Origin of the sequence: Pseudomonas sp. NBRC 111143 (assembly GCF_001320965.1) — a bacterium.
Classification (GTDB): Bacteria; Pseudomonadota; Gammaproteobacteria; order Pseudomonadales; family Pseudomonadaceae; genus Aquipseudomonas; species Aquipseudomonas machongensis.
The window spans coordinates 1-12,701 of the sequence record NZ_BCBT01000039.1 but is presented as its reverse complement, the minus strand read 5'-3'; the positions used below and the strand labels follow the sequence as shown (position 1 = coordinate 12,701).

Below are 12,701 nucleotides of genomic sequence, written 5' to 3'. Positions count from 1 at the left end.
GGTGTTGTGGCGTTGCAGAGGGCCTTTTCGCGGGCAAGCCCGCTCCTACAGATGCGATCTCTGTAGGAGCGGGCTTGCCCGCGAAGAGGCCAGTGGTTTCAGCGAAGATTCAAACCCCAGGCGCCGTCGGCACGAAGGTCTGCGAGCGCTTGCGGTTCATCACGAAGTACGCCAGGTAGCACAGGGCAATGAAGCCAAAGCCCCAGTACAGCGACGGCCTCTGCGTTTCATCCAGCGCCAGGAACACGAACAGCGAGCTGCACAGGGTGATGCACAGCAGCGGGATCAGCGGGTACAACGGCGCGCGGTACTTGATGTCCTCGAGCTTGCCGCCCTCGCGCAGGAACGCACGGCGGAAGCGGTACTGCGCCAGGGCGATGACGATCCAGGTCACGGTCCCGGACATTCCGCTCACCGCCATCAGCACCATGAACAAGGTGTCGGCGGCAATGAAGCTGGTCATCAGCGACACCAGGGCAAAGCACAGGGTGATGCTCAGCGCCCGCAGCGGCACGCCGCGCGAGCTCAGGGGCGACAGGCTTTTCGGGGCCATGCCGCTCTTGGACATGGCCCAGAGGATGCGCGTGGAGGCGTACAACCCCGAGTTGCCCACCGAGAGAATGGCGGTGAGAATCACGAAGTTCATCAGGTCGGCCGCGTACGGGATACCGACCATGTCGAACACCTGCACGAACGGGCTCTCCATCAGCCCGGCCTGCTGCCACGGCACGATGGCCGACAGCACCGCGATGGCCAGCACGTAGAAGATCAGTACGCGGAACACCACGTTGCGCACCGCCCGCGGGATGCTCTTTTCCGGCTGGTCGGTCTCGCCCGCAGCCACCCCCATGATTTCGCAGCCCTGGAAGGCATAGACCACGGTCATCATCACTGCGAACACCGCAGGCAGCCCGTTGGGGAACAGTGAGTCGCCAACCAGATTGTCGAGCATCGGTGCCGGTGCGCCGCTGGTCAGCGGGATGGCGCCGAAGATGACCAGGATACCGACGATGATGAAGCCCAGGATCGCCGCGACCTTGATCCCCGAGAACCAGTACTCGGCCTCGCCGAAAGCCCGGGTCGCCAAGGCGTTGAGGCCGAACAGCACGGCAACGAACAGCGCCGACCAGTACCAGATCGGCACCTCGGGGAACCAGCGGGTCATCAGCATGCCGGCGGCGGTGAACTCCAGGCCCACGGTGGTGGCCCAGCTCATCCAGTACACCCAGCCAATCATGAAGCCCGTGGCCGGGCCGATGTATTTTGTCGCGTGGGCCTGGAACGAGCCCGATACCGGCATCTGCACCGACAGCTCACCCAGGCAGACCATCACCAGGTACATCAGGAAGCCTGCCACCAGGTAGGCCAGGATCGCCCCCATCGGGCCACCCTGGTTGATGGTCACCCCCGAGCCCATGAACAGGCCGGTGCCGATGACGCCGCCCAGCGACAGCATGAAGATGTGCCGGCTCTTGAGCGCGCGAGTGAGGTGGATGCCTTTGCGTTCGGAGGGCTCAGACATGACGCACCTCCAGCATGGCGTTGGGCTGAGCTTTGGGACCTTTCATTATTCTTATCTCCAATAAGCCTGACGGACCGCGAACCACACGGTTGTCAGGGATTATTGGAAAGCGATGTAAGCGGACGTTGAAGCTTGGGATCGAAGATGTAAAAAGTCGTAAGAATTATGTACGAGCGCTCTGGATCAACTGCTCCAGCAGGATGAGCGCGGCATCCAGGGCGGTTCGCGTACTGTCTGCCAGCGCTTGCAGCGCCTGGCTGTCCAGAGCCACTGCTGCTTGCTCGACCTGCCTCAACGCCGTCGCCAACCCGCTCAGCCCCAACGAATCGCTGCTGCCCGCCAGGCGATGGGCCAAGTCTGCGGCCTGGGTGCAGTCCCCCAGGTGCTGGGCGTCGAGCAAAGCCCCGCGCTGCGCCTCGAGGCTCTGGCGCAGGGTCGCCAGCAGGTCCTGCACCTTCTGCTCGCCGAGCAACTGGCGATGGGTTTGCAGCAGGGCCAGATCCAGGGCGGTGTGTGCATCGGGCTCGAGCACCAGCGGCTCGGCCTGGGCCAGTGCACGGCGCAGTCGATCCAGGCGCAACGGTTTGGCCAGCACCCCCTGCATCCCGGCTTCCAGGTAGCCGCGTACCACGGCCGGTTGCACGCCCGCCGTCAGGGCCAGGATTCGCGTCTGCCGATTCGGCCCGGCGCCCGCGCGCAGTTGCCGGCACAACTCGACACCGCTCATGCCTGGCAGGTGCACATCCAGCAGCAGCAGGTCGAAGCGTCGTTGTGCGCAGACCGCCAGCGCCTGCGTCGCATCCTCGGCGAAGCTGACCCGGTGCCCGTCACGCTCGAGCAAGCCGCCCGCCACCTCGCGGTTGAGCGCCACATCCTCGACCACCAGGATCTCGAGGGCAGGCGAAAGCCCCTGGCTGGCGGAATCGGCGGCAACGTCACGCCCCGCGGGCAGCTCCACCTCGAACCAGAAGCAACTGCCCTGCCCTTCGCGGCTGTCCACGCCGATCCGACCGCCCAGGCGTTCGATCAGGTGCTTGCAGATTGCAAGCCCCAAGCCCGTGCCGCCGTAACGCCGAGCCACGGTTTCACTGGCCTGGGTGAAACGCTCGAAGATCCGCGCCTGCATTGCCGGGGCGATGCCGATGCCGTCATCGCTGACCTGCACCCGCAACCACTGCCCCTGCAGCACGCGCACCTCGAGGCTGACCCGGCCGCCTTCGGTGAACTTGATCGCATTGGCCAGCAGGTTGCTCAGCACCTGGCGCAGGTACTGCTCGGCGCCGAACTGATGGGGCGCCAACCGGGCATCGATATGGCAGTCCAGCTCGGTGCCATTGGCGGTGGCGCGCGGCTCGAGCAGAGTCAGCACCTCGTTGCACAGCTGGCGCAGGGCAAAGTTCACGGGCTCCGGGTGGCTTTCACCTTCTTCCAGACGGGCGAAGAACAGCACCTCGTTGAGGATGCTCGACAGCCCTTCGCCGGCCTTGTACAGCGCGTCCAGACGCTTGCGGCCCAACGTGTCGAAGCTGCTGGTGCGCAGCAGTTCGGCCATGCCGAGAATGCCGTTGAGCGGAGTGCGCAACTCGTGGCTCATGGTCGCCAGGAAGCGCGACTTGGCCAGGTTCGCCGCCTCGGCTTCGTCCTTGGCCCGGGCCAGGCTTTCGGTGCGCCGCTCGACCATGGCCTGCAGTTCGTCACGCTTGTCCTGCAGGGCCAGGCGATCCTGCTCGCGGCGCTCGATATCGCTGAGGATCGCCTGGCGCATGTCGTCCAGGGCGTGGGCCACGGTGTCGATCTCATCGGCGCGTGGCGAACGCCGCTTGTCCAGGCGTAGCGGCTCCTGCCACTGACCCGCCGCCACGCGCCGGGCAAACTCGGCCATCACCTGCAAGTGGCGAGTGACCAGGCGGTAGAACAGCCCGGACAGCGCCACCGCCAACCCGCAGAGAAACACGCTCATCCATAGCAGGCTGGTCAGCCCGGTGGCGAACAGGCGCTGATGCACCGCGCCCAAGTCGATGCTCACCTCGAGTTCCCCCAAGTGCCTCGGCGGTCCGGAAGGCGGCTGGAAGTCCAGGGCGAACCGCTCGACGCGCAGTGGCCCGGCAGGTTCGGCCTGGCCTTGCAGCAACTGAAAGTCGCTGCTGTCCAGCCGCACCCGAGCCACATCGGAGAAGTCCACCAGCCCGCGCAACTGAACGTTGAGCTGCTCCTGGTCCAGGTCCCACAGGCTGCGCTCCAGGCTCGCCAGGTAACCGGCGCGGATCAGTTCCATGCGCGCGTCGATATCGCGCATTTCGCGGCGGTACTCGAAATACAGCTGCACCGCGCTGGCCAGCACGGTGAAGCACAGGCTGAACAGCAGGATGAACAGCAGCAGGCGGCGCAGCAGGCCGTCGGCGCGCAGACGAATCATCGCGCACCTGCCGGTTGCCCGATCATGTCGCGGTAGGTCACTTCGCTCTGATGCAGCCAGTTGTCGATTTCGCCGCGCTCGCTCATCTGCTGCAACTGCGCGTCGATCTCATCCATGCGCTGGCTCAAGGGGCTATGGCGTGAAACGGCTACACGCAGATAGTCGACACTCAGCGCCGCGGGCAGCGCCTGGATATCGCCTGCGCCGGGCAGGTGCTCGACGAACAGCTCGCCAGTGCGCCGCTCCTGGATCACGAAGTCGATGCGCCCGCGAATCAGCTTGCCGAAATTCTGCTGGCTGGACGACACCCATTCGATGTTCTGGTGACGGGCAACGAAACGGTCGAAGGCCGGGCCGTAGCTTTCGCCGAACAGCAGCCCGCCGCGATAGCTGGCAAGATCGTCGAGCTGTTCGAAACGTACCGGTCGCTTGCGGTTGACGAATACCGCGACCTCCTCGCGCAGTACCGGCACTCGGGAGAAGCGCATGCCTTGATCACGTTGGTCGCTGCTGTAGGCCAGCACCACATCCACCCGCCCTTCGGCTGCATCCAGCAGGCAGCGCTTCCAGTTGCCCAGCACCACGATCTCGACCTCCAGCCCGAGCCGGGCGAACAGCTCGCGTACCACGGTCGGTGCCAGGCCACGCACCTGCTTGCCATCGCTCCACGACACCGGCGGGTACACCGGGTAGTCGCAGTAACGCACCGGCGCTGCGCCAAGCGCCTGCACGCTCAGCAGCAACAGCCAGGCGAAGCCCAGGCCGCGCATGGCCTCAGGCCGCCACGCTGGCGGTGAACAGGTAGCCGGTGCCGTGGATGGTGATGATCAGTTGCGGCTCGGCCGGGTCGTCGTGCAACTTGCGCCGCAGACGGCCAACCAGCACGTCGATGGAACGGTCGTTGGGCACCCATTCGCGGTTGCGGATCTGGTCCATCAACTGGTCGCGGCTGAGGGTGTGGCCGCTGTTGCGCAAAAACACGCTAAGCAGCTGGAACTCGCCATGGGTCAGCAGGGTTTCACCGCCCTGCGGGTCGATCAACCGGCGTCGGTCGCTGTCCAGCGCCCAGTCGGCGAACTGCTTGAGGCAAGGGCTGGCGATGGCGCCAGGGCGGGTTGTCTGGGCGTGGCGCACGCGGCGGATCAGGTTCTTGGCCCGCGACACGAGCTCACGCGGGTTGAGCGGTTTGATCACATAGTCGTCGGCGCCGCATTCAAGGCCGACAATGCGGTCGATATCATCGTTGCGGCCAGTGATCAGGATGATGCCGACCTCCGAGCGCACCCGCAGCTCGCGGGTCAGGGTCAGGCCGTCCTTGCCCGGCAGGCGGATGTCGAGCATGACCAGGTCCACCGGCTGGCTGGCCAGGTAGCGCTCGGCCTCTTCGGCAGTGTCGGCGCAGCGTACGTCGTAGCCTTCCCGCGCGAGATAGGCCTGCAACAGGTCACGAATGAGCGGATCGTCGTCGACGACCAGTACCCGAGGTGTCATTGCGTGTGGTCTCTTATTTGATGTTGTTCTGAAACCCGCGCCAGCAGCCTACCCGGTACTGAACGACCGATCAACAGCCTCCCGGCAGGCTGAAGCGCCGACGCCCGCCGGCCTGCAGGCCATCGACCCAGGCCTCGCAGATCTGCACGCCCTGTTCCGGGGTGAAGGTGTTGGGATTGAGCCCCGATTCAAGCCACAGCCCATCGAGCAAGGCGCTCAGGCTGATCGCGGCGAGGTCCGCGTCGAAGGCCTGCCAGCCCTCCTCGCCGGCCAGCGCCGCCAGCAGTTCGGCCAGTTCGTTGCGGTATTCGGAGTAGGAGTGGTCGTGCGCCTGATTGATCGCCTCGGCTGTTTTCACCGCCCCCCAGAAGGCCAGCCAGGCGTCGAGCAACTGCGGGTCGAGCAACTCGGCGCAGAACGATCCGCGAAAGAACGCCGACAGGCGCTCACGGGCATTGGGTGCGGCCTGCGCCATGGCCTCGCGCAGCAGGCCCATGACCCGCCCGGTCACAGCGCGGTAGGCCTCGGCGACCAGTTCGTCCTTACCCGAATAATGGTGACTGATCAGCCCTACCGACACCCCTGCCTCGGCGGAGATCTTGCGGATCGACGCGCCCTGGAAGCCATCGCGCTTGAGACAGGCCAGGGTCGCCTGGACCAGGATGGCCTTGCGCTCTTCGGGCGCCATGCGGTTGTAGCGGGCTTCCTGGGTCATGCAGATTCTCGTCGTGGCGGGTTGGACTGAACGACTGTACAACAAGGCGCAGCGCGTGATAAACCCTGTGCTCCGGCCAATAACAAGAATCCCAGCCATGTCCGACCTGATCACCTGCAGCCTCGACCAGGGTTTGCTGACCCTGACCTTCAACCGCCCCGACAAGCTCAACGCGCTCAACAGCGAGATGTACAGCGAGCTGGACCGCCATCTGCAGGCGGCCAGCGAAGACCCGGCCGTCGAGGTGATACTGCTGACCGGCGGCACGGCGTGCTTCAGCGCCGGCAATGACCTGCGCGACTTTCTCGACAACCCCCCACGTGATCTGGACAGCCCGGTGTTTCGCATGATGCGCACCGTGCTGGCACTGGACAAGCCGCTGCTCGCCGCCGTCAACGGCCCCGCCATCGGCATCGGCTGCACCCTGTTGCTGCACTGCGACCAGGTGCTGGTCAGTCGTTCGGCGAAACTGCGCATGCCCTTCGCGCCCTTGGGCGTGTGCCCGGAATTCGGCTCGAGCCTGCTGCTGCCACGCCTGCTGGGGCATCAGCGAGCGGCGCGACTGCTGCTGGCCAACGAGTTGCTCAGCGGCGAACAGGCACTGGCCTGGGGCCTGGCCAATGAGCTGCATGACGACGGCGAACAGTGCCTGGCGGCCGCAGTGGCGCTTGCCCGACGCTTGCAGGCCATGCCGCAGCAGGCCTTGCGCATCAGCAAACGCCTGCTCAAGGATGGGCAGCGACGGGAGCTGGAAGAGACCGTGCGGCGCGAGGGCGAACTGTTTATCCAGTGCCTGGCCAGCGATGAAGCCAGGGCGGCGTTGCAGGCGTTGGTGTAGGAGCGGGCTTGCCCGCGAAAAAGACACCGCGCTGCCTGGCACGGGCTACGCCCGTGTTCGCGGGACAAGTCGGGGCGCCGAACCGCCCACACAGGGACTTGCACTGGCCTTTAGATTTTGAACAAGACGCTTGCTCCTGCACACAAAGGAGCAGCCTGCGGCGGATAGAAGCATTTCGCCACCAGTCATTCCTCTGTCATCTTGCTGTCTTATTTTTGCTGCACCACAGGGCTCGGGAACAACACAACGTGAACCGCCGCTCCCCCTCGCCTGCAGGCTTGTTGCCCCTGCTGCTGCTGATGCTGTGCACCGTCACCCTGGCCTTTCTCTGGGGGCTGCATTTCACGCAAAAGGCCGCCGCCCGTCATGATGCCCTGGCGGCCAAGGCCGCCGAGCACCTGAACCTGGCCAGCATCGTCGGCGAAAGCCTACGCCAACTGGTCGATCGGGCCCAGGCCGTAGGACGTGTCACTCAGGATGACCTGCTCAGCATGCGCCAGGGCAACCTCAGCCTGGCGCGGCTGTTGGCCGAAGATCCCGTGTTCAAGCGCATGAGCCTGTACGACCAGCAGGGTCGGCTGGTCTCCGCTAGCCATTTCGACGAAGCCCAGCAACTGCCGGAAGACTGGCTCAAGCAGCTCAAGCAACATGTCGCGCGCCATGGTTTCAAGCCCTTCATGCCCCAGATCGCCCCCGACAACGCCCCCAACGCCTTGCCAAAATGGCGCCTGCCCTTCCTGCTGCCGCTGACCGACCTGAGCGGCCGCGAGATCGACAACATTCTCGTGGTACAGCTGGACATCGGCTACCTGGCGGTACTCTTCCAGCACATCGACCTGGGTCACAGCGGCCTGATGCGCCTGCTCCAGGCGGACGGCCAGGAGCGCGTACGCATCGACAGCAGCGGCGTGGTGGTGGCCGCCGAGTCGCTGGAGCCGGAACTGCCCAGCGGCAACAGCGACGCGGGGCTGTTCACCCAGTACACCTACGCCAGCACCTACCAGAGCCTCTACCGCCGGGTCGCCGACCGCGGCTTCAGCGTGGTGGTCAGCCAGCGTCATGACGAGATTCTCGCGCCCGCCACCCTCGCCTACGACCGCCAGTTCTGGCTGAATCTGTGCATGACCCTGCTGATCATCGGCGGCCTGTTCTGGAGCCTGCGCCTGCTGCGCAAGCGTCAGGAAGCCTTCAGCGAGCTGGAGCATACGCAGCAGGTCAACCAGCAGTTGATCGGGCGCCTGGAGGATGAACACCGACGCAGCAGCCACGCCGCCGCCACCGACCACCTCAGCGGCCTGCACAACCGCCGCCAGTTCGTCGAAGTCGCCGCCCAGGCCCTCGCGCGCCAGCGCGCCCGGCGTCGCCTGACGGCGATCCTGTTCATCGACATGGATCGTTTCAAGTCGATCAACGATTCACTCGGCCACAAGATCGGCGACCTGTTGCTGCAAGCCGTCGCCGGGCGCATCCAGCGCATGCTCGAACCCGAAGACGAAGCCTCGCGCTTCGGCGGCGATGAATTCGTGGTGCTGCTGGCCGGCAACCGCAGCGAGGAACAGATCGACGCCTGGGTCCGCGCGCTGGTGGTCAAGCTGTCCGCGACCTACGCCCTGGACGGCAAGGAAGTCAACACCAGCCCCAGTGTCGGGGTGAGCATCGCCCCGCGCGATGACCAGGAAATCGACAGCCTGATCCGCTGTGCGGACGCGGCGATGTACTCGGCCAAGCAGGCTGGGCGTGCGCAGTACCGCTTCTTCGACCCTTCGCTGAACCTGCCCGACATCCAGGCCTTCACCCTCGAACAGGCCTTCGGCAGCGCCCTGGCCGAGCACCAGTTCGTGCTTCACTTCCAGCCGCAGATTCGTCTCGACACTCTGCAGGTACTGGGCTACGAGGCACTGGTGCGCTGGGAGCACCCCGAGTTCGGCCTGCTCTACCCGGACCGTTTCATCGGCATGGCTGAGCGCAGCGGCTTCATCGTCGAGCTGGGCTGGGAGGTGCTGCGTCTGGCCTGCGAGGCGTTGGCGAGTTGGCAGGCCCAGGGCCGTGATACGCGCCTGGCGGTGAATGTCTCGGCGCTGCAACTGCGCCAGGCCGACTTCAGCGAGCGCTTGCTTGAAACCCTGGCGCAGCATGCCATTGACACTCGGCACCTGGAGCTGGAGATCACCGAAACCACCGTGCTCGACCCCGAAGGCACGGCTCTTGAGCACCTGCACCGGCTGCGCGCGGCCGGTATCGGCATCAGCCTCGACGACTTCGGTCGTGGCTACGCGGGCTTCGCCCACCTGCAGGCCCTGCCGCTGTCGAAGCTGAAGATCGACCGCGCCCTGATCGCGCCGCTGTGCAACAGCCATGACGACAGCCCGATCGTATCCTCGACCATCATCCTGGCCAAGCGCCTGGGCCTGGAGGTGGTGGCCGAGGGCGTGGAGACCCGCGAGCAGTTGGTGTGCCTGAAGCTCGCCGGTTGCGACATTGCCCAGGGCTATCACTTCAGCCGTCCGCTGTCGCCGGCACAACTGCGCGACTACCCGCCCTTCAATGCCCTCGAGGAGAAATCATGCGTGCATTGAAGGCACTGACACTGCTGGCCCTGATGCTGCCAGCGGTCGCCGCGCTGGCCGACTGTGCGCCCCGCAGCCTGCGCCTGGCGGTGATCCCGCTCAAGGGCGCCGAGGCGATGCTGCGCGAAAACCAGCCACTGTTGCAGCGCCTGAGCGAGGCCACGGGCGTGCCGGTGGAGCTGGTGGTCGCGCCCTCCTACGAGGGTGTGGTCGATGCCATCGTCTCCGGCGGCGCCGACATCGCCCGGCTGGGGCCGGCCTCCTATGTACTGGCGCACCGTCGCGACCCGCAGGTCGAGGCCTTCGCCACCTTTACCCTGAGCGCCGGGCCCTATACCCCGGCCGGCAACCACTACCAGGCATTACTGCTCACCCGCAGCCCGGGGCCTGCGGACCTGACGGCACTGCGCGGCAAGCGCGTGGCACTGAGCGACCCGGCCAGCACCTCCGGCAGCCTGGTGCCGAGCGTCGAGTTCGCAGCGCAGGTGACCACGCCCTTGCAGCGCTACTTCGGTGCGCTGGTGTACGCCGGCACCCATGACAAGGCGTTGCAGGCCCTGCTGGAAGGGCGCGTCGATGCCGCCTTCGTCGCCAGCGAGCGCGCCGACGCCTACCTGGCCAGCCACGCCATCGACCCCGCCAGGCTCCAGGTGCTGTGGCGTTCGGCGCCGATCTACTACGACCCCTACGTGTTCCGCGCCAACCTGTGCCCGGCGCTCAAGACGCGCATTCGCCAGGCCATGCTCGACGACCCCGAAGCCCTCGCCGCCTTCGCCCACTCCCAGGACGCCAGCGGCCTGGTTGCGGTCAGCCATGCCGAGTATGCCGCGCTTGAGCGGATGATGGACGCCGCGCTGGAGCCACGCTGAAAGATTCAACTTTCGCCAGTGTCCGTCGTCCAAGCAATGACACCACAGTCATTGCGGAGGTTGTTCATGGCGATTCGCGCCACCTTGCTGGTTTCCTGCCTGGCCCTGGCGCTGGGCGGTTGCGTCGGCTCCTCGGCGGACAAGCCGCCACCCAAGACCATGCCGGTCAATCTCGAGCAGTACCAGGGCAAATGGTACGAACTGGCACGCCTGCCGATGTTCTTCCAACGTGACTGCGTGCAGTCAGAAGCCAATTACCAGCTGCGCGAAGATGGCCAGGTCGATGTCACCAACCGCTGCCGAGACGAAGACGGCGAGTGGCAGGAGGCGACCGGCATTGCCCAGCTGCAGCAACCCGGCCAGACCGACAAGCTGTGGGTGAGGTTCGACAACTGGTTCAGCAAACTGGCGCCGGACACCGCCAAGGGCGAATACTGGGTGCTGTACCACGATCCGGACTACCGCGTAGCCGTGGTTGGCCATCCGAACCGCGAGTACCTGTGGCTGCTGTCGCGCACGCCTACGGTGAGCGAACGCACGCGCAACCAGTTGCTCGAAGTGGCCCGCCAGCGCGGCTACGACACCCGCGAGCTGATCTGGCGCCAACCCGACTGATACCTGCGGCTCAACGCAGGTCCTGGGTCACCTGCCCGACCGCCTGCACCACGCGGCGTGCGCCTTCCTGAATATCGGTGATGGCGCTGCCCGCCTGGCCTGCCAGGGTCAGCCCGACCCCCGCCTGCTCGCGGCTGTGTTCGATCTCCACCACTGCTTGATCGGCCAATTGCTGGTTACGCGCCACCACCGCGACGATCTCTTCGGTCGCTGCGCTGGTGCGCGCTGCAAGCTGGCGCACCTCATCGGCGACCACGGCAAACCCGCGCCCCTGCTCGCCCGCACGGGCCGCTTCGATGGCAGCGTTTAGCGCCAGCAAGTTGGTCTGCGAGGCGATGCTGCCGATGGTCTGCACGATCGAGCTGATGACCAGCGACTGCTTGCCCAGGGCCTCGATGGTGGTCGAGGCGCTGTGCATCTGATCGGCCACCGCCTGCATCGTCTGCACCGCTTCCTGCACCACGCTCGCCCCCTCGCGGGCACTGACGTCGGTGTTGCGCGACACCTCAAGGGCCATTTGCGCAGCGCGGCGGATATCGTCCTCCTTGCGCACCTGGTCGGTGATCACCGAGGCGAACTTGATCACCCGGCTGATCTTGCCCTCGGCGTCGTAGACCGGGTTATAGCTGGCCTCCAGCCAGACTTCCTGCCCCCGGCTGTCCAATCGGCGGAAGCGCCCGGCGACATAGCGCCCGCTGTTGAGGGTCTTCCAGAACTCCTGGTAGGCGGGAGCTGCAGCCTCTTCCTTCGGGCAAAACAGGCGATGGTGCTGGCCGACCAGTTGCGTGAGCGAATAGCCCATGGCGCCGAGGAACTGTTCGTTGGCCGTGAGGATATTGCCTGCCAGGTCGAACTGGATCACCGCAGTGGAGCGCAAGAGCGCCTCGACGAATGCACCGTTCTCACGGCTCTTGTCGATCTGTGCCGTGACCTCGCTACCGTAGCCCTGTACGTAATCCAGACGGCCATCGTCGCCGCGCACCGGTAGCCAGGTCAGGTGCAGCCAGATCAACCGGCCTTCGCGGGTGAGGAAGCGGTAATCGTCACGAATCGGCTCGAAGCGTGACAGCGCCTCGTTGAAGCGCCGATAGCACGGCAGAGCGGTCACGTACCCCGGCACCACATCAGCCAGGGCCTGGCCGATCAAGGCGCCATGCGGATGCCCCAGCGCAGCCGAACAGGCTTCATTACAGGCGCTGATCCGGCGCTCGGCGTCCAGGCGCAGGGTCAGGTTGCCTCGTTCCATTGGGTCGAGCAGCGCGCGCAGGCGTTTGACCTCGGCTTCGCTTGCCGCGAGCCGAGCTTTGATTTTGCGATCGAACATGGGACACCTTGCAAACAGTTGTGTGGTAGAGCACGCACGCATCCTGCAAGCCAGCTTCCCTGGTGGCCGTCAGGCCCCGACTTCCGGGGGCCCGTCACTTTCAAAGGAGAATGTGATGCAGCATCTCAGGAAAGACCGAGCGCCGCTATCAAAGTGCTATTAGCCGTTACAAAATAACGTTTTGATCCGATGAACGGTCGTGTGCTATTGGGGGGCTGGGGGCTAGAGGAGGTTGGCTGGAAGGGGGGTTGGGGCTGGAAGGTGCTCGCCGGGAGATTTTTGGTGGCCATGAGATCGAGCGCCGCCCGCGCGGCGCTTCGCGGGCAAGTCGGAGCGCCGAACCG

General features: G+C 65.5%; 9 protein-coding genes and 2 pseudogenes. 4 read left to right on the top strand and 7 right to left on the bottom strand.

The features are described 5' to 3' along the window. Positions 1-109: 109 nt before the first annotated feature. The 5 genes from APH44_RS19620 to APH44_RS19600 all read right to left on the bottom strand — a co-directional run bounded on the left by APH44_RS19620 (position 110) and on the right by APH44_RS19600 (position 6,144). The gene (locus APH44_RS19620) at positions 110-1,522 is read right to left on the bottom strand and encodes an amino acid permease (protein ID WP_054894136.1); all 1,413 of its coding nucleotides are present in this window, start codon (positions 1,520-1,522) and stop codon (positions 110-112) included. A 163-nt stretch (positions 1,523-1,685) separates the two neighbouring features. Beyond that, positions 1,686-3,938: a hybrid sensor histidine kinase/response regulator gene (locus APH44_RS19615; RefSeq protein ID WP_054894135.1), complete on the bottom strand. Its 2,253-nt coding sequence runs from the start codon at positions 3,936-3,938 to the stop codon at positions 1,686-1,688. After that, complete coding sequence (locus APH44_RS19610) at positions 3,935-4,708, bottom strand: ABC transporter substrate-binding protein (protein ID WP_054894134.1); 774 nt, start codon at positions 4,706-4,708, stop codon at positions 3,935-3,937. Before APH44_RS19610 ends, APH44_RS19615 begins: the two co-directional genes overlap by 4 nt. A 4-nt stretch (positions 4,709-4,712) precedes the next feature. Next, positions 4,713-5,429, bottom strand: coding sequence for a response regulator (locus APH44_RS19605; RefSeq protein WP_054894133.1), 717 nt, complete (start codon positions 5,427-5,429; stop codon positions 4,713-4,715). Positions 5,430-5,499: 70 nt separating this feature from the next. Further along, a complete protein-coding gene (locus APH44_RS19600; protein WP_054894132.1) occupies positions 5,500-6,144 on the bottom strand; it encodes a TetR family transcriptional regulator C-terminal domain-containing protein in 645 nt (214 codons plus the stop codon). A gap of 97 nt (positions 6,145-6,241) precedes the next feature. On the opposite strand from APH44_RS19600, the gene APH44_RS19595 reads away from it, so the two are divergent. The 4 genes from APH44_RS19595 to APH44_RS19580 all read left to right on the top strand — a co-directional run bounded on the left by APH44_RS19595 (position 6,242) and on the right by APH44_RS19580 (position 11,033). After that, entirely contained in the window at positions 6,242-6,982 is a 741-nt protein-coding gene (locus APH44_RS19595; protein ID WP_054894131.1) for an enoyl-CoA hydratase, read from the top strand. 248 nt (positions 6,983-7,230) lie between these two features. Continuing rightward, complete coding sequence (locus APH44_RS19590; RefSeq protein ID WP_054894130.1) at positions 7,231-9,558, top strand: EAL domain-containing protein; 2,328 nt, start codon at positions 7,231-7,233, stop codon at positions 9,556-9,558. Continuing rightward, complete coding sequence (locus APH44_RS19585; protein ID WP_054894129.1) at positions 9,546-10,418, top strand: phosphate/phosphite/phosphonate ABC transporter substrate-binding protein; 873 nt, start codon at positions 9,546-9,548, stop codon at positions 10,416-10,418. The genes APH44_RS19590 and APH44_RS19585 overlap by 13 nt, the downstream gene beginning before the upstream one ends. A 66-nt stretch (positions 10,419-10,484) precedes the next feature. After that, the gene (locus APH44_RS19580; RefSeq protein WP_054894128.1) at positions 10,485-11,033 is read left to right on the top strand and encodes a lipocalin family protein; all 549 of its coding nucleotides are present in this window, start codon (positions 10,485-10,487) and stop codon (positions 11,031-11,033) included. 10 nt (positions 11,034-11,043) lie between these two features. On the opposite strand, the pseudogene APH44_RS30725 reads toward APH44_RS19580, so the two are convergent. Both APH44_RS30725 and APH44_RS30720 read right to left on the bottom strand, forming a co-directional pair. After that, positions 11,044-11,478, bottom strand: a pseudogene (locus APH44_RS30725) (methyl-accepting chemotaxis protein); the annotation flags it as partial. A gap of 108 nt (positions 11,479-11,586) precedes the next feature. Continuing rightward, a pseudogene (locus APH44_RS30720) lies at positions 11,587-12,279 on the bottom strand (PAS domain-containing protein); the annotation flags it as partial. Positions 12,280-12,701: the final 422 nt, after the last annotated feature.

Coding starts and splice junctions, on each gene's coding strand:
- APH44_RS19620 (WP_054894136.1), bottom strand. CDS start 1,522: ATGTCTGAGCCCTCCGAACGCAAAGGCATCCACCTCACTCGCGCGCTC.
- APH44_RS19615 (WP_054894135.1), bottom strand. CDS start 3,938: ATGATTCGTCTGCGCGCCGACGGCCTGCTGCGCCGCCTGCTGCTGTTC.
- APH44_RS19610 (WP_054894134.1), bottom strand. CDS start 4,708: ATGCGCGGCCTGGGCTTCGCCTGGCTGTTGCTGCTGAGCGTGCAGGCG.
- APH44_RS19605 (WP_054894133.1), bottom strand. CDS start 5,429: ATGACACCTCGGGTACTGGTCGTCGACGACGATCCGCTCATTCGTGAC.
- APH44_RS19600 (WP_054894132.1), bottom strand. CDS start 6,144: ATGACCCAGGAAGCCCGCTACAACCGCATGGCGCCCGAAGAGCGCAAG.
- APH44_RS19595 (WP_054894131.1), top strand. CDS start 6,242: ATGTCCGACCTGATCACCTGCAGCCTCGACCAGGGTTTGCTGACCCTG.
- APH44_RS19585 (WP_054894129.1), top strand. CDS start 9,546: ATGCGTGCATTGAAGGCACTGACACTGCTGGCCCTGATGCTGCCAGCG.
- APH44_RS19580 (WP_054894128.1), top strand. CDS start 10,485: ATGGCGATTCGCGCCACCTTGCTGGTTTCCTGCCTGGCCCTGGCGCTG.